Consider the following 20402-nt stretch of genomic DNA (forward strand, 5'->3'; position numbering starts at 1 on the left):
CTGCAGTCTCGTGGGCTCGGAGATGTGTATAGGAGACAGGGCACACCATGAAGCTGCTCAACAATTTCCTGTCGCTGGGCTACGGCGCCATCTATGCCGAGGCGCTGGCACTGGCCGCCAAGGCGGGGGTGACGCCACAGGTGTTCGACGCCGTGATCCGCGGCGGGCGCATGGATTGCGGCTTCTACCGCACCTTCATGGGCTATGCGCTGGACGGCGACGTGAACGCGCACCGCTTCACCATCACCAACGCCCACAAGGACATGCGCTATGTGACCAACCTCGCCACCAACACCGGCGCGGCGGCCTTCATCAGCGCCACGGTGAAGAACCTCTACGCCACCGCCGAGGGGCTGGGCAACGGCGAGAAGAACGTGCCGCTGCTGGTGGATGTGGTGGGGCAGATGAACGGGGTGCGCAAAAGCTAAAGCGTTTTCAAGCGAAGTGGAGACCGGTTCGCGTGAAGAAAACCCGTCAACGCCATAAACCAAGAGCGATGGCCGTGAGCCGAGGCGAACGGAAAGCGCTCTGATCCAGCCCCGGAGCACGTGACGATCCGGCATGATGTGGTCGGTACGTGCTCCGGCGGGCTGTGTGGGCAATGTGTCGGAGCGCGGCTCAGGCCGCGTTCTTGATCGCCAGTCCGTCCTCGTAGGACACTTCCTTGTAGTCCGAAGGCGACGAATATTTCAGGCCAACATCGGCGAGGGCATCGAGCTTGGCCGCAGTGTCGTACTTCTTGAGCTTGACCTTATCCACGTAGAACGTGTCGATCAGCTCATTATAGACCGAGGTGCCATCGATGAAGATCGCGAAGATCTTCACATCGCCGAACTGGATCGACAGGCGATTGCCCTGCGGCAGGTCCGCGATATAGATGAGATACCTGCCGTCGGCGTTGAAGGCCGCGCCGAAGGTCTCGACCAGCTTGGGCAGGGTTTCAAATTCGGCGATGGAGCCGGCCAGAAAGCCGATGGCCGGCTGGCCGGCTTCAGAAACGGCGAAGACCTCCTTCAGGAGGGTCTCGGGGCCGTCATAGGAGATTTCGCCGCGAAAGCCGAAGCGGCCAGCCACGTGGGTGTCGGCGTTCAGGCTGGGCTTCAGCAGCCGGCCCTCGGTTTCAAGCTTGGCAAACGGCGTTTCTGCAATGGCAGTCATAAGGGATGGTCCTTTGTGGAGGTCGAGTGTGGAGGTCGTGGTGGGCTTGGCTTCGGTGCCGTCGCCCGCATCGGCAGTCGTTGCCGCGCGAGCCGCACCGTCGCGGTCTGCCGCGCCCTCTTGCGGGCGCGACCTCTGGTCGGCGGACCGTGCGGCCCGCGTCAATCGCCCGTGATCAGGACCTCGGGGACCTCGTTGGGGTCCTCAATGTCTAGTCCGTCTTCTTCCGCCAGCTCGACATCCACCAGGCACACATCGCCGTCGTCGATGACGAGCTTGATCGGCGTCAGCGCCTTGCCCTGGCAGGGGCCGATGAAGCACTGGCCGGTGTCGGGATCGAACTTGGCCCCGTGCCGTCCGCAGGTGAGGAAGTTGCCCTCCCGGTCGAAGAACTCCCCCGGCACCACGTCCAGGCGCGTGCCCTCGTGCGGGCAGGCATTCTCGAAGCCGTAGAACGTGTTGGACCTGCGCGTGATGAGGATGGGCCACCTCTTGCTGGCGCCGGTCTCGTCCAGCCGGGCGAGCACGAAGCCGCGCGCGTCGCCGTCATCGACCTCATAGGTGGCACATACGGCGAAAAGCTCACTCATGGGATCGCGCCTTCCCCCGGACATGCAGGATGCTTCCCGTGGCGGGAAGCCGACATGGACCAGCTACAAGCAAGATCGGCGCCACGGGGGATTGTCGGGTTTCGGGGGAAATGCGGGAAAGCTCCGCCGCCGCGGCCGAGAAGCCCGGCGAACCCGCCTCCCCTTCACCCCGCCTTAACCCCTGCCGGCCACACTCCTGCCTGTTCGTAAGCGTTGCGTAGGGTTGCGTCATGCGTAGTGTGGCCAAGGGGGCAGCCGGACGGACGGCGCGCCGGTTGGGCGTTTGTCCGGAGTATGCCGAGCCTGCCCCCTTGGCGGCCCCCCGGGCCGCGAATGCGGCCGGTATGGAACCACGCGCCGCGAACGCGGCCGGTACGGCCCCCCTGGCCGTCGAGCCGGTGCTTTCGGCACCCCGTGCCGCGCGCGCCGTATCTTCGGCGAAGCGGGCGCGGGAGGCGGCCGGCGGCGCGCCGGGAAACCTTCCCCTCGACCAGATCCTCCTCGGCGACAGCATCCAGGAGATGGCGGCCCTGCCGGCGAACTGCGTCGATCTCGTGTTCGCCGATCCGCCCTACAATCTCCAGCTCGGCGGCGAACTGAAGCGGCCCGACGAGAGCCTGGTCGATGCCGTGGACGACGACTGGGACCGGTTCGACAGCTTCGCCGCCTATGATGCCTTCACCCGCGCCTGGCTCTTGGCCGCGCGGCGGGCGCTGAAGCCCAACGGCACGCTGTTCGTCATCGGCTCCTACCACAACATCTTCCGCGTCGGCGCCATGATGCAGGATCTGGGCTTCTGGATCCTCAACGACATCGTGTGGCGCAAGGCCAATCCCATGCCCAACTTCCGGGGCCGGCGCTTCACCAATGCCCACGAGACCCTGATCTGGGCCGCCCGCAGCGCGGATGCCAAATACACCTTCAATTACGAAGCCCTGAAGGCCGGCAACGAAGACGTGCAGGTGCGCTCGGACTGGCTGTTCCCCCTGTGCACCGGCCAGGAGCGGCTGAAGGACGGGGCCGGGCGCAAGCTCCATCCGACCCAGAAGCCCGAGGCCCTGCTCGCCCGCATCCTGCTCTCGGCGACGAAGCCCGGCGACGTGGTGCTCGACCCCTTCTTCGGCTCCGGCACCACCGGCGCGGTGGCGAAGCGCCTGCGCCGCTCCTTCATCGGCATCGAGCGGGAAGAGGCCTATGCGGAGGCTGCCCGCGCCCGCATCGCGGCCGTCGAGCCCCTGCCGGAAGACGCCCTTATCGCCCCGCCCAGCGCACGGGAAGCGCCGCGCGTCGCCTTCTCGGTGCTGGTGGAGCGCGGCCTGGTGATGCCCGGCGCCGAGCTCACCGACGCCAAGGGCCGCTTCCGCGCCGTGGTGCGGGCGGACGGCACCCTTTCGCTGGCCGGCGGCCAGAATGTGGGCTCCATCCACCGCGTCGGCGCGCTGGCGCAGGGGGCGGAAGCCTGCAACGGCTGGACCTTCTGGCACGTGGAGGAAGAAGGCCGCCGCCACCCCATCGACGTGCTGCGCGCCCGCCTGCGCGCCGAGATGGGCATCGCCGCGGAATAGGCGCAGCGGGGGAGCACCGGCGCGGGCCGACGCTCCCAGACACGTGCCGTCATGCCCAGCCCCTGTCGTGAGGGAGGGGGGGACATGGCCCCTATCCGATCCCTCCGTGCGCCAGCACCTTGCGCATCACCGAGGGCAATGCCTCACGGCCGAACGCCTCCGGCCGCACCCAGCGGTGACCGTCCGGCGCGGGCGTCGAAGCCGGCAGGTCCGCCCACCGCACGGCGAGCGTCAGCGCGAAATGGGTGAAGACGTGCTCCACCACCCCCGGCAACGGCCGCCAGCGGGCGGAAAGCGGGGCATGGTCCTCCGGCCGGGCAGGTACCTTGGCGCCCGCGCGCGTGTCCCAGGGCGTCGAAGGTACCTCCGTCATCTTGGCCAGAAGGCCCTTGTCGGGCCGGGTGCGCAGCAGCACCGCCCCATCCACCCGCACGGCGAGGAAGGCGGTGCCCTCGCGCCTCGGCTTCTCGCCCTTGGGCGCCTTCACCGGATAGCTGGCGGCATCGCCCTGAGCGCGCGCCACGCACGGCTCCATCCAGGGGCAGAGCGAACAGGCGGGGGATTTCGGCGTGCAGATGGTGGCGCCGAGATCCATCATGGCCTGGGCGAAATCCCCCGGCCGCTGCGCGGGTGTCAAAGCGGCGGCGCGGGCCTTGATGGTCCCTTTCGCCCCCGGCAGAGGCTCCGCGATGGCATGAAGGCGGGAGATGACGCGCTCGATATTGCCGTCTACCGGGCTCGCCGGCCGGTCGAAGGCGATGGCGGCAATGGCGGCGGCGGTATAGGGCCCGATGCCGGGCAAAGCGAGCAGGGCCTCCTCGTCCTTCGGGAAGCGCCCGCCGTGGCGCGCCACCACCGCCTTGGCACAGGCGTGGAGATTGCGGGCGCGGGCGTAATAGCCAAGCCCCGCCCAGGCGGACAGCACCTCCTCCAGCGGCGCGGCGGCAAGATGCGACACGCTGGGCCAGCGGGCCAGGAAGGCACCGAAATAAGGCCCCACCGCCTTCACCGTGGTCTGCTGGAGCATGATCTCCGAGAGGAACACATGGTAGGGATCGGCGCGGCGCCCCGGCTCCGCCCGCCAGGGCAGGCGGCGGCGGTGGCGGTCGTACCAGTCGAGCAGCGCGGCCGGATCGGGTTCGCCGGGACGGGGCGCAGCCTTCGGGGCGGCAGGTGAGCCGACTCGTGCGCCGGTACGTGCGCGGGCTCTTGCGGCAGCTCTTGCGGCGGGAGAGGATGTCATGCGGCCAAGGTGGCCGCGTCGGCGCCGCAGGACAAGAGCCGCTTCATCCCTCCCCCTCTCCAGCCGAGCCCCGAGCCGCCCGTGTCGAATCCGTCCCCGCCGTTCCGCCGCCCTTCCGGCCCGAGGCCGCTGGCCGACTTCGTCGCGCCGGGCATCGCCGACCTGTGCGGCAAGGCGGGCTTCTCGGTGGTGGAGGTGGTGACCCACTGGGACGAGATCGTGGGTCCGGACCTCGCCCCCCGCTGCGCGCCCGTGCGCCTGCAATGGCCGAAGGAGGACGGCGCCGCCGCCACCCTCATCGTGCGGGTGGAGGGCGCCTATGCCATCGAGCTGCAATATGCCGCGGGCGTGGTGGTGGAGCGCATCAACGCCTATTTCGGCTGGCGCTGCGTCGGCCGGCTCGCCTTGCGCCAGGGTCCGGTGCCCCAGCGCCATGCCCGCCCGCCCCTGCCGCCGAAGCCCGAGCCGTCGAGCATCGCCGCCGTGCGCCGCGAGATCGGCACGTTCGAGGACGAGGAACTCGCCGCATCGCTGGCAAAGCTCGGCGCGCTGGTGCGGCGCGAGCGCGGGCGCGGCAGCGCCTGAAGTCCCGTCACGGACCGGGGCGCGGCTGAACAAGCTGTGATCCGCGCACGGTTTGCCGCCATATGGCCGACATGTTAGAGCGCCATGGATCAAGGACCGGGGCGCCCTGCCCCTGGCTGCCTCAACCGTTCGTCAAGTCAGCGGATTCGGCGATGTGGCGCATCCGGACCCCGCCTGTGCGGGACCCGCCGGATCCGACGCCGGACCTTTCGGAGATGTCCATGATTCTCGATCGCCGCCGTTTCCTGGCCAGAGCCGGCCTTGCCGCCCTCGCCGCCGGCCTCGGCCTGCCCTTCTCCCTCGAGCCGGCCGCCGCGCAGACGGTGGACCAGGCCAAGCTCATGGCCCCGGCCGCGAGCCCGCTTGCGGAGAAGGCGGTGGGCAGCGCGACGGCGCCGGTGACGGTGGTGGAATACGCCTCCATGACGTGCAGCCACTGTGCCGCCTTCCACACCACCACCTTCCCCGAGCTGAAGACGAAGTATATCGACACCGGCAAGGTGCGCTTCGTCTTCCGCGAGTTCCCGTTCGAGCCGGTGGCCACCGCGGCGTTCATGCTGGCGCGCTGCATGCCGGAGGACAAATACTTCCCCATGGTCTCGACCCTGTTCGAGACGCAGAAGACCTGGGCCTACAGCAACGATCCGGCCGCGGGCCTGCTCACGGTGGCCAAGCAGGCGGGCATGAGCCAGGCCGATTTCGAGAAGTGCCTCACCGACCAGACCCTCGGCGAGAAGGTGCAGGAAAGCGCCCTCTACGCCAACAAGGAGCTGGGCGTGAACGCGACCCCCACCTTCTTCATCAACGGCAAGAAGGTCTCCGGCGCCCTCGGCATCGCCGAGTGGGACAAGGAACTGGCGCCCCTGCTCGCCGGCAAGTAAAGCGGCCGACCTGACGCGCGAAACGGTCGGCTGCCGTCGCGGGCGGCATCCGGCCTGCCTTTGTTGAAACACCTTCACGCCCCGGCTAGTCCGGGGCATCCAAGGCTGCGCCGTGGCGCGGCGGGACATCGAAGCGCCGACCACACCGCGCCGTGGATCGCCGGACGGGCCGGGCGTCTTCAAGCACCAATCGGGCCGGCGCCGACGCCGGAGCGGCTCCCTCGCCTCTCACGCCGCCTTCAGCTTCTTCTCCACATAGCGGCTTTCCTGGGTGCGCCCGCCATAACCGTAGGCGTCGGCCTTCACCTCGCGCACCAGGATGTAGCTCTCCGGGTCGAGATGCGGCAGCAAGCGGCCCATGGCGGCGAACACGGCTTCCAGATAGGCCGCCTTCTCATCCTTGGTGTTGGTGCCGTCCACGACGAGGATATCGAGCACGAACGACGACGCCCGCTTCGCCGCCAGCGACGCGCCGCCCACGAACCACTGCTCCTGCGGCACGAAGGAGATGGCCACGGCCGTCACCTTCGGGTCCTTGCGCAGGATGCGGGCGGTCAGATCGGAAAGGGTGGCAGCCACCTCGGCGGCAAGGGCGGCGTTCGGCGCGCCGGACAGCTTCACATCGAGAATGGGCATGGCGTCCTCCATGGGTTCGGATGCCGACAACCTACGCCCGGACTTTTCATGAGAAAATTTGAATTATAAAATCCGGGAAATCGGCTAAGCTCATACCATGATCCGCAATCTCGATCTCGATCTCCTGCGCAGCTTCGCGGCCGTGGCCGATCTCGGCTCCATCTCGGCGGCCGCGCGCAAGGTGGGGCGCAGCCAGTCGGCGGTGAGCCTGCAGATGGACCGGCTCGCCGAGGCCCTGGGCTTCCAGGTGCTGGAACGGCGCGGCCGGGCGGTGTCGCCCACCCCGCGCGGCGCCGCCTTCCTGGAGGACGCCCGCCGCCTCCTCGACCTCAACGACCGCCTGCTCACCCAGCACGTGCACGGCGCCTTCGCCCAGCCGCTGCGGCTCGGCTTCGTGCAGGACGTGGGCGAGGCGGTGATGCAGCGCATCCTCACCCGCGTCGCCGCGAGCTTTCCGCAGGCGCCCATCACCGTGCGCGTGTGCACCACCGCCGCCATGCTGGACAAGCTGAAAGCGGAGGATCTCGACATTGCGGTGGGCCTGCGCAACGAGAGCGACCTGCCCGCCACCCTGCTGCTGCGCGAGCCCATGGTGTGGATCGCCGCCCGGCACCTGCGCCTCGACCGGGACGCCCCGGTGCCGCTGGTGCTGTTCGAGAGCCCCTGCATCTGCCGCAGCGCCGCCATCTCGGCGCTGAACGCGGCGGGACGGCCGTTCCGCATCGCCTTCACCAGTCCCAGCCTGCCGGGGCTGATGGCCGCGGTGGGCGCGGGCATCGGCGTCACCATCCGCTCGCAGCGCGCGCTCCGGCCCGACCTTGCCGTGGTGGCCGACCTCGACCGCGCCAGCCTGCCGGACATGGAATTCGTGCTCTATGGCCGGCCCGGCACGCGCCCTCCCGCCCTCGTCAAGGTGGAGGAGATCCTGCAGGAGGAGCTGCGCCGGGAGCATCCGCTCTACGCCGTGGCATGAGCCGCCGGGGATGCGCGCGCATCCCCGGAAGCCATCGACCGCGGGCCGGCCGGCGCGGCCTCAATGCTGGTGACCGCCCGCGGCCGGAGCAGGCGCTCCCGCCTTCGCGCCGATGCCGCGCACGACGAACGACACATCCACCGTGCCCGCCGTCTTGAATCGCAGCGTGCCGGTGACGGTCTCGCCCTCCTTCAGCGGCTCCCTCAGGTCCATGAACATGAGGTGATAGCCGCCGGGGGCCAGCTCCACGGTCTGGCCGGGCGCGATCTCCAGGCCGTCCGCCAGCTCGCGCATGGTCATGACCCCGTTGTTCACCGCCATTTCGTGCACCTGCACGCTGCCGGACCGGGAGAAGGTGCCGCCCAGCAGACGGTCGGGCGTGGTGCCGGTATTGGTGATGCGCAGGAAGCCGCCGGCCACCTTGGCACCGCCCGGCGTGGCGCGGCTCCACGGTGCGTCGATCACCAGATCGCCGGCCTCGACCGTGCCGGCCGCAGGCGCGGCGGCCCCCGCGGCGGCGATCTTCAGCACCGGCGCGGGCGCGGCCAGCTTCGCGCCCCCCTGGGCTACCTCGACCCAGCGATGCTCGCCCTTGACGCAGGTCTGCACCACCGGGACCGGCGCCGCCCGCGCGCCGGCCTCGGGCGCGAGGAAGGCAACGAAGACGAACTCGTCATACTGGCCGTCCGGCAGCGAACCGCCGCTCCAGGTGATGGCGGTGACGCCCTCGGCCACCGGCTTGCCGTGGAAGGCATAGGCGCGGTCATAGGGACCGCTGGCGGTCTCCACCGTCCAGCCCGGCTTGGGCATGGGCTTGGCGGCCACGAAGCCGTTGGGGACGGTCACCTTGATCTGCGTGGTGGGCGAACCCTCGCAGCCGTGGCCCACCTTGAGCACGGCCTTGTAGAAGGTGCCGGCCGTGGCATCGGCCTTCTCCAGCGTCACATGGGCCTGCGCCGACGAAGTAAAGAGGGCGACGGCCAGCGCCGCGCCCGAAAGCAGAATACGGGTCATGGAATCCTCGCGCGTTTGATCCGGTCTGAAAGCGGGTCAGGCGCGCGCGGGAGGTCCCGTGGCCTCGAAGGCGAACGTGCGCGCCACGCCGACGACGCAATGGGCCGGAATGGCGAAACGGGCGAGGCGAAGGCGCGCCGGAGGCGCGAGGAACGCCACGGGCCCGGCATCGACGAGGGGCTGGGCGCCGCTCGCGGTGCAGCCCATGAGGCAGCACAGGGCGTCATGCGCGGCATCCGGCGCGGACGGCGCGGAACCGCCGCCGGTGCACAGGACATGGGCATCGACCGCAAGCCCCATTGCCGCATGCTGCGCCGCCGCCGCTCCGCCCAGCAGCAGCTGGCCGACAAGCAGATAAGCGAGGGCGAGGCGGGCCAGAAGGTCCCGCAGCAAGAGGCGCCGGGCCATGCCCGAGGCTTAAGGCCCGGCTGCCTCCGCCGCAAGGGGCATCATGGGTCCCTCGCGCCGGCGGAGACGCGCGGGCGAAGCCTCATGCTGGACATCGCCGGGGGAAGACCCCACCTTTTCTCCATCGTTGATGGCCCGGGGGGTCTGCCCCTTTTCCGCCCCGGGGGAGATTGCCGCACCATGTCCGCCCCTTTCCCGTTCGACAATTCCTACGCCCGCGACCTGCCGGGCTTCTACGCCCCCGTCACGCCCACGCCGGTGGCGGCGCCCGGCCTCGTGAAGGTGAACACGCCCCTGGCCGAGGAGCTGGGGCTCGACCCCGACGCCCTCGCCACTCCCGAGGCCGTCGAGATGTTCGCCGGCCAGCGGGTGCCCGAGGGCGCGGAGCCCATCGCCCTCGCCTATGCCGGGCACCAGTTCGGCCAGTTCTCGCCCCAGCTCGGCGACGGGCGGGCCATCCTGCTCGGCGAGGTGGTGGACCGTGCCGGCCGGCGCCGCGACATCCAGCTGAAAGGCTCCGGCCCCACGCCTTTCTCGCGGCGGGGCGACGGCCGGGCTGCGCTGGGCCCGGTGCTGCGCGAATATATCGTCAGCGAGGCCATGGCGGCGCTGGGCATCCCCACCACGCGGGCGCTGGCGGCGGTGACCACCGGCGAGCCGGTGCTGCGCGACCGCCCGCTGCCGGGCGCCGTGCTGGCGCGGGTGGCGGCGAGCCATATCCGCATCGGCACCTTCCAGTTCTTCGCCGCCCGCAAGGCCACGGACGCGGTGCGCCAGCTGGCCGACTACACCATCGCCCGGCATTACCCGGAGCTGAAGGACGCGACCGAACCCTATCTGGCGCTGCTGAACGCGGTGATCGGCCGTCAGGCGGCGCTGGTGGCGCGCTGGCTGACCGTCGGCTTCATCCACGGCGTGATGAACACGGACAACATGTCGGTTTCCGGCGAGACCATCGACTACGGCCCCTGCGCCTTCATGGATGCCTACGACCCGGAAACCGTGTTCTCCTCCATCGACCAGATGGGCCGCTATGCCTACGGCAACCAGCCGGACATCGCCCACTGGAACCTGGCACGCCTCGCCGAATGCCTGATCCCGCTGCTGGGCGAGGACAAGGAGGCGGCCATCGCCGCCGCCAACGGGGCGCTGAAGGAGTTCCCGGCGCGCTTCAGGGCCGCCTACCATTCCGGCCTCGTCGCCAAGATCGGCCTTGCGGGCACGGACGGGGCGGCGGAGGAGGAAGATGTCGCCCTCGCCCTTGAGCTGCTGTCGGTGATGGCCGCGTCGAAGGCCGATTTCACCCTCACCTTCCGCCGGCTCGGGGCCTTTGCCGCCGACCCGGACGCCGGGGGGCCGGTGCGCGACCTGTTCCTCGACCGGGAGGCGTTCGACGCCTGGGCCACGCGCTGGCGGGAGCGGCTGGCCTCGACCGGACGCGACGGCGCGGCGACGCGCGCGGCCATGGACCGCGTCAATCCCCTCTTCATCCCGCGTAATTACCTGGTGGAGCAGGTGATCGCGGCGGCGAGCGAGGGTGATTTCGGCCCATTCGAGGCGCTGAACACGGTGCTGGCGCACCCCTTCGAGGAGCAGCCCGCCTTCGCCCGCTACGCCGACCTGCCGCCGCAGATGGAAGGCTACCAGACGTTCTGCGGGACGTGAGGGAGCGTTTGAAAATTCTGGCTATTCCCGCGATCACCCTGTCGGCCGTGGCGATCCTCGGTTCAAACGAAAAGGGCGCGGCCGAAGCCGCGCCCTCTCGCAAACTCTGAGACGAAGGGACTTCCTCAGAAGTCCATGCCGCCCCCGAAGCCGGCATTGCCGGCTTCGGCCCTCAAGACCTTGGTCGGCCTGGACTTCCTCAGAAGTCCATGCCGCCCATGCCACCCATGCCGCCGCCGGGCATGGCGGGCATGCCGCTGTCGCGCTTCGGCAGCTCGGCCACCAGCGCCTCGGTGGTGACGAGCAGGCCGGCCACGGAAGCCGCATCCTGAAGGGCGGTGCGCACCACCTTCGCCGGATCGACGATGCCGGCGACGATCATGTCCACATATTCCTCGCTCTGGGCGTTGAAGCCGAAGCTCGGATCGTTGGACTCCTGCACCTTGCCCACCACGATGGAGCCTTCCACGCCGGAATTCTCGGCGATCTGGCGGATGGGGGCCTCAAGGGCGCGCAGCACGATCTTGATGCCGGCGGTGATGTCGGGATTGTCCGAGGTGACGAGCTCGACCGCCTTCTTGGCGCGCAGCAGGGCCACGCCGCCACCGGGAACGATACCCTCTTCCACCGCGGCGCGGGTGGCGTTGAGCGCGTCGTCCACGCGGTCCTTCTTCTCCTTGACTTCCACCTCGGTGGAGCCGCCGACGCGGATCACCGCGACGCCGCCCGCGAGCTTGGCCAGGCGCTCCTGGAGCTTCTCGCGGTCGTAGTCCGAGGAGGTCTCGTCGATCTGGGCCTTGATCTGGTTGACGCGGGCCTCGATGTCGGACTTCTCGCCGACGCCGTCCACGATGGTGGTCTTCTCCTTTTCGAGAATCACCTTCTTGGCGCGGCCGAGCTGGGCGAGGGTCACGTTCTCCAGCTTGATGCCGAGGTCTTCCGAGATCACGGTGCCGCCGGTGAGGATGGCGATATCCTCCAGCATGGCCTTGCGGCGATCACCGAAGCCCGGCGCCTTCACGGCCGCGACCTTCAGGCCGCCGCGCAGCTTGTTCACCACGAGGGTGGCGAGGGCCTCGCCTTCCACGTCCTCGGCCACGATGACCAGCGGACGGCCGGTCTGCACCACCGCCTCGAGCACGGGCAGGATGGGCTGGAGGCCGGAGAGCTTCTTCTCGAAGATGAGGAGGTAGGGCTCTTCCAGGTCGGCGATCATCTTCTCCGCATTGGTGATGAAATAGGGAGAGAGATAGCCGCGGTCGAACTGCATGCCCTCGACCACTTCGAGCTCGGTCTCGGCGGTCTTGGCTTCCTCGACGGTGATGACGCCTTCATTGCCCACACGCTGCATGGCACCGGCGATCATCTCGCCGATGGAGGCATCGCCGTTGGCGGAGATGGTGCCCACCTGCGCGACTTCCGCAGAGGAGGAGACCTTCTTGGCCCGGCCCTGGATGTCCTTGAGAGCCGCGGCGACGGCGAGGTCGATGCCGCGCTTCAGGTCCATCGGGTTCATGCCGGCGGCAACCGCCTTGGCGCCTTCCTTCACGATGGCCTGGGCCAGCACGGTGGCGGTGGTGGTGCCGTCGCCGGCGAGGTCGTTGGTCTTGGAGGCGACCTCGCGCACCAGCTGGGCGCCGAGATTCTCGAAGCGGTCCTCGAGCTCGATCTCCTTGGCCACCGACACACCGTCCTTGGTGATGCGGGGGGCGCCGAAGCTCTTCTCGATCACCACGTTGCGGCCCTTGGGGCCGAGGGTGACCTTCACCGCGTTGGCGAGGATGTCCACGCCGCGCAGCAGCTTCTCGCGCGCTTCGCCGGAAAACTTTACTTCTTTGGCAGCCATTACGGCCTCCTGGATCTGTGGATTTCGAATGCGTTCAGCCCGCCGTCACGTGACGACGACATTCACGCCGCGCGATTCACTTGGCGATGACGCCGAGGATGTCGCTTTCCTTCATGATGAGCAGGTCCTGGCCGTCGATCTTCACTTCGGTGCCGGACCACTTGCCGAACAGCACCAAGTCGCCCGCCTTCACGTCGAGGGGAACGAGCTTGCCGGCATCGTCGCGCGCACCGGGACCCACCGCGATCACCTCGCCCTCCTGGGGCTTCTCCTTGGCGGTGTCGGGGATGATGATGCCGCCAGCGGTCTTCTGCTCGGCTTCGATGCGCTTGACCACGACGCGGTCGTGCAGGGGACGGAAGGACATCTTTCTACCTCTCCGAGGGACGCGAGCCTCTGGCCCGCCGGTTCTGGCACTCTCCATTGCAGAGTGCCAAGCTCGCAGCGGAGATAAGCGGGCCGCCCCGTCCCGTCAAGGCGCGCCGCAGCATGGATCGCGCCGCCCGCCCACGGCGCGTGCTCTTTCTTGAATTTAGAGGGCGATTCACCGATCAGATGGATTCAATCTGATCGGATCGCGCTCTAGCAAAGCCGTAACCATCCCGCTCTTAACCTGGGAAACGGGAACGCTTGATCCGATCGGATTGCGGTGCAATCCGATCGGGGCGTGCCCCAGGGTGGTGTATGAATGCCGCGCGATGCCCCGGATTCGGGATGCGCGGCGGCATCGACGCGGGCGGCGTCAGCCATTATGGTCGGCGGCACCGGCTGGTGGCGGGCAATCGAACTATGTATCCCAGGCGGCGGGAGGCCTCGGAAATCACATGACGAAGATGTTTGCGGGATCGAAGTCGCATGCGGGCGCCGCGCGCCGCGCCGGTCTGCTGGGCGTTGCCGTAACCGGAATGGCGCTCCTGCTCGCCGGGTGCGCGAGCGGCCCCACCGAGCCGCCGCCCGCGGCCCGCCCGCAATATACCAGCCCCATTCCGCCGGACCGCCTCGTGGGCCGCTGGGGCCTTGCCGCCTATCACCGGCCGGATGACGCCACCCGCACCGAGAACCAGGCCCGCGCCCAGTGCTCCAACCCCTACGTCATCACCGCCGGCACCAATGGCGGCGTCATGATGTACCTCGCCGACGACAACAAGCTGACCGAGGTGGTCTCCAAGCAGGTGGCCGGCGGCCCGACCTTCATCGGACCTCCCGAGGACCCGGCCGGCGGCGAGCGCGACCGCCAGGTGGTGCGCTTCGACGGCAACGTGCTGGTGCTGAAGTGGATGGATCCCGAGGTCTCCCGCCGTTACGGCACCATGGTCTACGTGCGCTGCTCCTGAGCCGGCGCGCCCGATCGGCCGGCCCCCGCCGGCCGATTCCGTCCCCATCGGCCCGTCCTCGCGCCCACATCGAAGGCCCAGTTAATCGGCCTGCAACCAGGAAATAAGCCGGAGGCAGGCCGGCGGCGAGGCGTGCCGGCGCGGGCGCATGGCCGCGTTCAGGCCACGGGACGAGCCCCGGACAGCGGGGCGCCCTATTCGTCCATCTTCAGCGCGGCGATGAAGGCTTCCTGCGGAATCTCCACCTTGCCGAACTGGCGCATCTTCTTCTTGCCTTCCTTCTGCTTGTCCAGAAGCTTGCGCTTTCGCGTGATGTCGCCGCCATAGCACTTGGCGGTCACGTCCTTGCGCAGGGCCTTGATGGTCTCGCGGGCGATGATCTTGGCGCCGATGGCGGCCTGGATCGGGATGTTGAACAAGTGCTGCGGGATCAGGTCCTTCAGCTTCTCGCACATCACCCGGCCGCGCGCCTCCGCCCGTGTGCGGTGGACCAGCATGGAAAGGGCGTCCACCGGCTCTGCGTTCACCAGGATGGACATCTTCACCAGGTCGCCGGGGCGATACTCGGTGATCTGGTAGTCGAACGAGGCATAGCCCTTGGAGATGGACTTCAGCCGATCGTAGAAGTCGAACACCACCTCGTTGAGGGGCAGATCGTAGGTCACCATGGCGCGCGCGCCCACATAGGTGAGCTCGATCTGGTTGCCGCGCCGATCCTGGCAGAGCTTGAGCACGGAGCCGAGATAGTCGTCCGGGGTGAGGATGGTGGCGCGGATCCACGGCTCGCGGATCTCCTCGATCTTCACCACGTCCGGCATGTCGGCCGGGTTGTGCAGGTCGATCACCGAGCCGTCCGTCATCTCGATCTCGTAGATGACCGAGGGGGCGGTGGCGATGAGGTCGAGGTTGAACTCGCGCTCGAGCCGCTCCTGGATGATCTCCAGGTGCAGCAGCCCGAGGAAGCCGCAGCGGAAGCCGAAGCCCAGCGCCGCCGAGGTCTCCATCTCGTAGGAAAAGCTGGCGTCGTTCAGGCGCAGCTTGCCCATGGCGGCGCGCAGGTCCTCGAAGTCCGCCGCATCCACGGGGAACAGGCCGCAGAACACCACCGGCTGCGCCGGCTTGAAGCCCGGCAGCATCTGCGTGCAGGGGCGCTTCTCCTCGGTGATGGTGTCGCCGACGCGGGTGTCCGCCACCTCCTTGATGGAGCCGGTGAGGAAGCCGATCTCGCCGGGGCCCAGCTCGGACATCACCACCATCTTGGGGGTGAACACGCCGACGCGGTCCACGTCATAGGAGGCGCCCGAGCCCATCATCTTGATGCGCTGGCCCTTCTTCATCACGCCGTCGATGATGCGCACCAGCACCACGACGCCGAGATAGGTGTCGTACCACGAGTCCACCAGCAGCGCCTTCAGCGGCGCCTCGCGGTCGCCCATGGGCGGAGGCAGACGGGTGACGATGGCCTCCAGCACCTGGTCCACGTTCAGGCCGGTCTTGGCCGAGATGCCGATGGCCTCGGAGGCGTCGAGGCCGATCACGTCCTCGATCTGCGCCTTCACCTTTTCCGGCTCGGCGGCGGGCAGGTCCACCTTGTTGAGGACCGGCACGATGTCGTGGTTGTTGTCGATGGCCTGGTAGACGTTGGCCAGCGTCTGCGCCTCCACGCCCTGGGAGGCGTCCACCACCAGCAGCGAGCCCTCCACGGCGGCCAGCGAGCGGTTCACCTCATAGGCGAAGTCCACGTGGCCGGGGGTGTCGATGAGGTTGAGGGTGTAGGTCTCGCCGTCCTGCGCCTTGTAGGAGAGGCGCACGGTCTGGGCCTTGATGGTGATGCCGCGCTCGCGCTCGATGTCCATGTTGTCGAGCACCTGCTCCGTCATCTCCCGCTCGGAGAGGCCGCCGGTCATCTGGATCAGGCGGTCGGCGAGGGTCGACTTGCCATGGTCGATATGGGCGACGATGGAGAAGTTGCGAATGTTCTTCTGGGCGCTGGCGGTCATCCGCGCCGCATAGCATCGGCGCGGGTTCGCCACAAGGCGGCAGGGTCCGGGAAGGCCCCTCCGCGGGGACGTATCCCGAGGCTTTCCCCCGGCGGCGGAGCCGCCACGGGGATGCGCCGCGAGAAGGCGGCCTCAAGGGCGGAGAAAGGCGGGCCAGCCGCCCCTCGCCTTCCCCCGGCCTTGCGGCGACAGGCGCCGCAATGGTCAGGCGGGCCTCAAAGCCCCATCAGGCGGCGTTTCTTGCCCGGAGCCTCGGGATCGTCGGGGGCCTCCGGGCCGGGACCGGGATCGTCGGGCAGGGGCGGCAGCGCGACGATGGGCTCGGGTCGCGCCGACGTCCTGCGCCCCGCCTCCGGCTTCGGCGTGGCCGGCGCGGGCGATGGCGCCGCCGGCGGCGGCGGGGCCATGGCCGCCGGCTCCGCGACCGGCTCCGGCTCGACCGCCGCAGGCTTCGGCTCCTCCTTGGGAGGCGCCAGCGCGGCGGCTTCCGCCTCGGCGGCGGCGAGGGCCGCGGCTTCGGCGGCGGCGACTGCGGCCTTGGCCTCCTCGCTGGCGCGGACGGCGGCGATGGCCGCCTTCACCCGCTCGGCCTCGTGCTCGAGGATGGGGGTGGCGGAGACGCCCGGGGGCACCTCCCACACGAAGGCGTCGAGCTTTCCGGACACGGGCGACACCGCCGCCCAGCGGTCGGACACCACGCCGTCGGCGATCCAGGCGGGGTCGCGATTGGCACGCACCGCCCGCGCGGTCCACTCGCGGGCCTTGCCGATATCGGCATGTTCGGCGGCTTCGAGTTCGGCCATGAGCAGGCAGACGCGCTGGCTCGGCTCGGCCAGCAGCGGCTCCAGCACCAGGCGGGCCTGGCGGAACTCGTGGGCGTCGATGGCCGCGCGGGCGAGGGCGATGGCGCTCTCGCGGTGGCTCGGCGCCCGGTTCACCAGGGTGCGGATGCGCTTGAGGCGATCCTGCGCCGCGTCGCCGGGACGCAGATAGGCCTCCACGTCCGCCAGCTCGGGATGGGGATTGGCGGCGAAGGCGGTCTCCACCACCTTGGCCGCCTTGCGCAGCTCTCCGGCGGCGCCCAGCAGGCGGCCGGCGCAGGCGGCGGCGGGCACGAGGGTCGGGGCGAGGCGCACCGCCTCCACCGCCTTCTCCCGCGCCACCAGCGGGTCGGAATGCTCCAGCGCGACGGCCTCGGCGGCGAGCAGCACCGCCTTGCGGCGGCGGTACTGGGTCTTGTCGATGCCCTTGAGCGCCATCTGGCGCTCCAGCACGCCCCGCGCGCCGGCATAGTCGCCGCCGGCGCAGCGCGCCTCGATCACGGCATCCGCCGCCCAGCCGAGCGTCGGCGCGGCGGAGGCGGCTTCCTCGGCGATGGCGTAGGCGGCCACCTTGTCCCCCGCCTTGCGCGCCTCCATGTGCAGGCCGCGCAGGCCGAGCAGGCGCGTCTCGGGCTTGTCCACCATGGCGCGGAAGGCGGCCACGGCCACCTCGTGCTTGCCGTCGAGCTGGGCCGCCTGGGCGGTGAGCAGGTGGGTCAGCGGCTCGTGGGGGAGCAGGCGCGCGGCCTCCTGCCGGGCCTGGCGCACGGCGGCATTGTCGCCGATGCCCACCGCGAGCAGGCCGCGCGTCACCGCGTTCCAGCCCTTCTCGCGCCGGCGGCGGCGGGAGAAGGCGGCGATGATCTTCGGCGAGCGCACCAGCAGGGAGAGCAGCCGCCACAGCAGCAGCATGGCCCCCGCCACCACGGCGATGACCGCGAGGGCTACCGGCACGGTGGTTTCCACCCGCCAGCCCTCCCAGACGAGGGCGATCTCGCCCGGCCGGTCGGCGAGCCAGGAGACGCCGAAGGCGATGGCGGCGAGGAGGAGGAGGAAGAAGACGAGACGGATCACGGTGCCTTCCCCGAAATGGCGGCGAGCTGCTGCTGGTAGAGCGTGCCGGCGACGCGCACCGCAGCGGTGCGCGCCTCGATCTCCCGGATCACGGCAAGGCGGGCCTGCACGGGTTCCGGCAGCTTCTTCAACGTGACGAGGGCATCATCCAGCTGTCCGGCCGTCACCTGGCCGACGGCGGTCGCGACGAGGCCTTCCGAATCCACCGAGCCCGGCCCCGCGGCCGGACGAACCTTCACCAGGCTCTCGGCCGAAGCCATGAGCCGGTCCACCAGCGAGGTGGAGGACGGCGCCGGCGCGGCGGGCCGGGTGGCGCCGATGGCGGCGGCGCCTTCCTGGGCGAGCTTGGCGGCGAGCTTCGCCGGCGACGCGAAGCCCTCGGTCGCGGCGGCCGCGAACGGGTCGAGCTGGCCGGCGGCCGGGCCGAGGGTGGTGCGGGCGGCTGCCAGCTCGACGGCGAACGGGCGGCCCGACGCCACCGCGTCACGGAAGGTCGAGAGCACCACCAGGCCGGCGGCGGCGCGGTTGAAGGCGGTGGCGGCGGCGGTCGCCTCCTCGATCTGCTTCTTCAGCGCGTCGAGGCGCGGGCCCACGGCCTCCACCTTCGGGGTCAGCGTCTGCGCGAGGGACTGGGCCTGGGCGCCGGCCTGCTGCGCGCCCGCGGCGGCGGCGGCCACGGCGGTCTGCAGGCTGGTCTCGGCGGAGCGCAAGGCCTCGATGTCGCGGCGGGCGGCGGCCAGCGCCTGGCCCGTCGCCTCGCTGCCCACCTTCAGCTCGTCCACCGTCTTCGCCAGCGCCGCCGGCACGGCGGGTGCCGGAGCGGGCGCGGCGGCGGCGGGCGCGGCGGTCGGAGCCGGAGCGGACTTGAGGGCGGCCACCGTGCCTTCGAGGGCCTTGAGGGTCGCTTCCCCGCGTTCCAGCCGCTCGGACAATGCGGCGATGGCGCGCGGATCGAAGGCCGGACGCGCCTCGAGGGCGGCGATTCGGCTCTGGAGGGGCGACAGGTCCACCGCCGGGGCCGGCGCCGCCACGGGCGCGGGCGGCGGGAAGAATTGCGGAAGCGCGTACCACAGGCCGCCGGCCACGGCACCACCGCCGATGAGACCGGCGATCAGCCCCGCGAACACCGCGCCGCCGCCCGAACGCGCCGGAGCCGGCACGGCGGCGGGAGCCGAGCCGCCGGACGGGGACTTGGCCGCGCCCGCATCCGGGGACGCAACCGATTCGCCGGTGCCGGATGCCGCGGCTTCCGCGGGCTTCGATCCCGCCGGCTTCGCCTCGGACGGCTTGGATTCGGACGCCTTGGATTCGGACGGCTTGGGCTCAGTCGATTTGGGGTCGGACGGCTTGGCATCCGACAGCTTCGGCCCCGTGGGCGGGGTGCCGGAGGATTTGATGTCGCCCGGCTTCGTATCGCCGGGCTTCGTATCGCCGGGCTTGGCATCGCCGGGCTTGGCATCGGCGCCGGACGCCTTGGGGTCCGTGCCGGCTTCCGGGGCTCCGGCCGCCTTCACGCCGGCCTCCTTCGCCGGACCGGTCGCGCCCGGAGCGGTCGCGACCTCCTCGGCCTTCAGGTCGAGTGTGGGCGGGGTGCGGGACGGGCGGGACGCGAAGCCCTCCGCCTTCGGATCGTCGCTCGCCATAGGCGTCTCTCGTGCCTCCCTCGTGAGATCGGATCCGCTGTACCGGTTCCGGATAGACCGCCCCGCGCCGCGCCGCAACAGCCCCGCTGCGCGAGGTCGTGTCACAGCCGCGTCACAGCAGGGCGAGAAGCGCGTCCTCGTTGGGCGCGGTGGCCACCTCCACCTTCAACCCGGCCTTCACGAACGGTTCGGCCACCTGCTCCGACAGGCACAGTTGGCGCACTTCAATCAACCGATCGTTAAGACCGGCCGCGGCGACGCATCTGAGCAGGGTCTTCACCGTTCGCTGGGACAAGTGCAGAGCTGCCGTCACGGTTCCGCTGGCGAGCGCCGCGCGCGCCTCCTCCGAAAGGGCATCGGCCGGCTGGGCGGCATAGACGATGGCCAGCTCCAGCGTGATGCCCGGCGCCGCCAGCAGCGCCTCAAGGTCCGCCGCCCGGTCCTCGCCGGCCGGGTTCAGCACCCGCGCCCCGGCGGGCAGCGCCCCGGCGATGCGCCCGGCGAGGGCCGAGGCGTCGCCGTCGCAGTCGGTGACGTTCGAGAAGCCGATGGCGCGGGCCTCCTTCGCGGTGCGCGGCCCCACCGCGAAGGCCGGCAGGTGGAAGAAGGCCGGCCCCTGCGGATGCAGCGCGAACGCCTTCACGCCGTTGATGGAGGTGAAGGCCACCGCGTCAAAGGGCCCCTCCGGCAGCGCCGGCGTCAGGGGCGCGATGCGCAGCATGGGATCTACCGTCACCGCGTGGCCGAGGGCGCGCAGGCGCTGGGCGGTCTGGGCGGCGGCAGGTTCCGGACGGGTGACGAGAATATGCATGGCGGCCTCTGGAAAAAGACGTGTCCCGGTTCAAAAAGAACCATCGAAACAGGGAGGCGGGCGCGGACCGCATTCCGGCGGCGCCTGCTCATTCAGGCACACCATTCCCTTTCCCCGCGTGCCCCCTCTCCCGCTTGCGGGGGAGGGCTGGGGAG

19 protein-coding genes are annotated in these 20402 nt (G+C 70.0%); 7 read left to right on the plus strand and 12 right to left on the minus strand.

Features of this window, described 5'->3' with window-relative positions; translation table 11 throughout:
• Positions 1-47: 47 nt before the first annotated feature.
• Positions 48-428, plus strand: a complete 381-nt coding sequence (locus K9U40_RS16125; protein WP_282891159.1) for an NAD-binding protein — start codon at positions 48-50, stop codon at positions 426-428.
• Between the two features lie 190 nt (positions 429-618).
• Here K9U40_RS16125 and K9U40_RS16130 read toward each other — a convergent pair whose 3' ends face one another.
• Both K9U40_RS16130 and K9U40_RS16135 read right to left on the minus strand, forming a co-directional pair.
• Positions 619-1158, minus strand: a complete 540-nt coding sequence (locus K9U40_RS16130; RefSeq protein WP_282891160.1) for a hypothetical protein — start codon at positions 1156-1158, stop codon at positions 619-621.
• 161 nt (positions 1159-1319) lie between these two features.
• Positions 1320-1748, minus strand: a complete 429-nt coding sequence (locus K9U40_RS16135; protein WP_282891161.1) for a Rieske (2Fe-2S) protein — start codon at positions 1746-1748, stop codon at positions 1320-1322.
• A 344-nt stretch (positions 1749-2092) separates the two neighbouring features.
• Here K9U40_RS16135 and K9U40_RS16140 point away from each other — a divergent pair, with 344 nt between their 5' ends.
• Complete coding sequence (locus K9U40_RS16140) at positions 2093-3313, plus strand: site-specific DNA-methyltransferase (protein ID WP_282891162.1); 1221 nt, start codon at positions 2093-2095, stop codon at positions 3311-3313.
• A gap of 91 nt (positions 3314-3404) precedes the next feature.
• Here the strand turns inward: K9U40_RS16140 and mutY are convergent, their stop codons facing one another.
• On the minus strand, positions 3405-4556 hold the full coding sequence (gene mutY, locus K9U40_RS16145; RefSeq protein WP_282891163.1) for an A/G-specific adenine glycosylase: 1152 nt from the start codon (positions 4554-4556) through the stop codon (positions 3405-3407).
• A gap of 81 nt (positions 4557-4637) precedes the next feature.
• Between mutY and K9U40_RS16150 the strand changes: the two genes are divergently transcribed.
• Both K9U40_RS16150 and K9U40_RS16155 read left to right on the plus strand, forming a co-directional pair.
• On the plus strand, positions 4638-5141 hold the full coding sequence (locus K9U40_RS16150) for a DUF721 domain-containing protein (RefSeq protein ID WP_282891164.1): 504 nt from the start codon (positions 4638-4640) through the stop codon (positions 5139-5141).
• Positions 5142-5362: 221 nt separating this feature from the next.
• Positions 5363-6022 carry a DsbA family protein gene (locus tag K9U40_RS16155; RefSeq protein WP_349239440.1) on the plus strand — a complete coding sequence of 220 codons (660 nt, stop codon included), beginning with the start codon at positions 5363-5365 and terminating at the stop codon, positions 6020-6022.
• 228 nt (positions 6023-6250) lie between these two features.
• On the opposite strand, the gene K9U40_RS16160 is transcribed toward K9U40_RS16155, so the two are convergent.
• Positions 6251-6658 (minus strand): tautomerase family protein, encoded by a 408-nt coding sequence (locus tag K9U40_RS16160; RefSeq protein WP_282891166.1) that lies wholly within the window; start codon positions 6656-6658, stop codon positions 6251-6253.
• A gap of 97 nt (positions 6659-6755) precedes the next feature.
• On the opposite strand from K9U40_RS16160, the gene K9U40_RS16165 reads away from it, so the two are divergent.
• Entirely contained in the window at positions 6756-7631 is an 876-nt protein-coding gene (locus K9U40_RS16165; RefSeq protein ID WP_282891167.1) for a LysR substrate-binding domain-containing protein, read from the plus strand.
• A 60-nt stretch (positions 7632-7691) separates the two neighbouring features.
• Here K9U40_RS16165 and K9U40_RS16170 read toward each other — a convergent pair whose 3' ends face one another.
• Both K9U40_RS16170 and K9U40_RS16175 read right to left on the minus strand, forming a co-directional pair.
• Positions 7692-8645, minus strand: coding sequence for a DUF1775 domain-containing protein (locus K9U40_RS16170; RefSeq protein ID WP_282891168.1), 954 nt, complete (start codon positions 8643-8645; stop codon positions 7692-7694).
• A gap of 36 nt (positions 8646-8681) precedes the next feature.
• On the minus strand, positions 8682-9053 hold the full coding sequence (locus tag K9U40_RS16175) for a hypothetical protein (RefSeq protein ID WP_282891169.1): 372 nt from the start codon (positions 9051-9053) through the stop codon (positions 8682-8684).
• Positions 9054-9233: 180 nt separating this feature from the next.
• On the opposite strand from K9U40_RS16175, the gene K9U40_RS16180 reads away from it, so the two are divergent.
• Complete coding sequence (locus K9U40_RS16180; protein WP_282891170.1) at positions 9234-10718, plus strand: protein adenylyltransferase SelO; 1485 nt, start codon at positions 9234-9236, stop codon at positions 10716-10718.
• A gap of 199 nt (positions 10719-10917) precedes the next feature.
• Here the strand turns inward: K9U40_RS16180 and groL are convergent, their stop codons facing one another.
• A complete protein-coding gene (gene groL, locus K9U40_RS16185) occupies positions 10918-12564 on the minus strand; it encodes a chaperonin GroEL (RefSeq protein ID WP_282891171.1) in 1647 nt (548 codons plus the stop codon).
• 76 nt (positions 12565-12640) lie between these two features.
• Entirely contained in the window at positions 12641-12931 is a 291-nt protein-coding gene (gene groES, locus K9U40_RS16190; RefSeq protein WP_282891172.1) for a co-chaperone GroES, read from the minus strand.
• A gap of 457 nt (positions 12932-13388) precedes the next feature.
• Between groES and K9U40_RS16195 the strand changes: the two genes are divergently transcribed.
• Complete coding sequence (locus K9U40_RS16195; RefSeq protein ID WP_282891173.1) at positions 13389-13898, plus strand: hypothetical protein; 510 nt, start codon at positions 13389-13391, stop codon at positions 13896-13898.
• Between the two features lie 194 nt (positions 13899-14092).
• On the opposite strand, the gene lepA is transcribed toward K9U40_RS16195, so the two are convergent.
• The 4 genes from lepA to K9U40_RS16215 form a co-directional block, all read right to left on the minus strand.
• Positions 14093-15898: a translation elongation factor 4 gene (gene lepA / locus K9U40_RS16200; RefSeq protein ID WP_282891174.1), complete on the minus strand. Its 1806-nt coding sequence runs from the start codon at positions 15896-15898 to the stop codon at positions 14093-14095.
• Between the two features lie 215 nt (positions 15899-16113).
• On the minus strand, positions 16114-17793 hold the full coding sequence (locus tag K9U40_RS16205) for a heme biosynthesis protein HemY (RefSeq protein WP_282891175.1): 1680 nt from the start codon (positions 17791-17793) through the stop codon (positions 16114-16116).
• Positions 17790-19436, minus strand: coding sequence for a COG4223 family protein (locus K9U40_RS16210; RefSeq protein WP_282891176.1), 1647 nt, complete (start codon positions 19434-19436; stop codon positions 17790-17792). Before K9U40_RS16210 ends, K9U40_RS16205 begins: the two co-directional genes overlap by 4 nt.
• A gap of 112 nt (positions 19437-19548) precedes the next feature.
• A complete protein-coding gene (locus tag K9U40_RS16215; RefSeq protein WP_282891177.1) occupies positions 19549-20247 on the minus strand; it encodes a uroporphyrinogen-III synthase in 699 nt (232 codons plus the stop codon).
• Positions 20248-20402 lie beyond the last annotated feature (155 nt).

The sequence above is a fragment of the Xanthobacter autotrophicus genome (assembly GCF_030015065.1).
GTDB classification, from domain to species: Bacteria; Pseudomonadota; Alphaproteobacteria; order Rhizobiales; family Xanthobacteraceae; genus Xanthobacter; species Xanthobacter autotrophicus_D.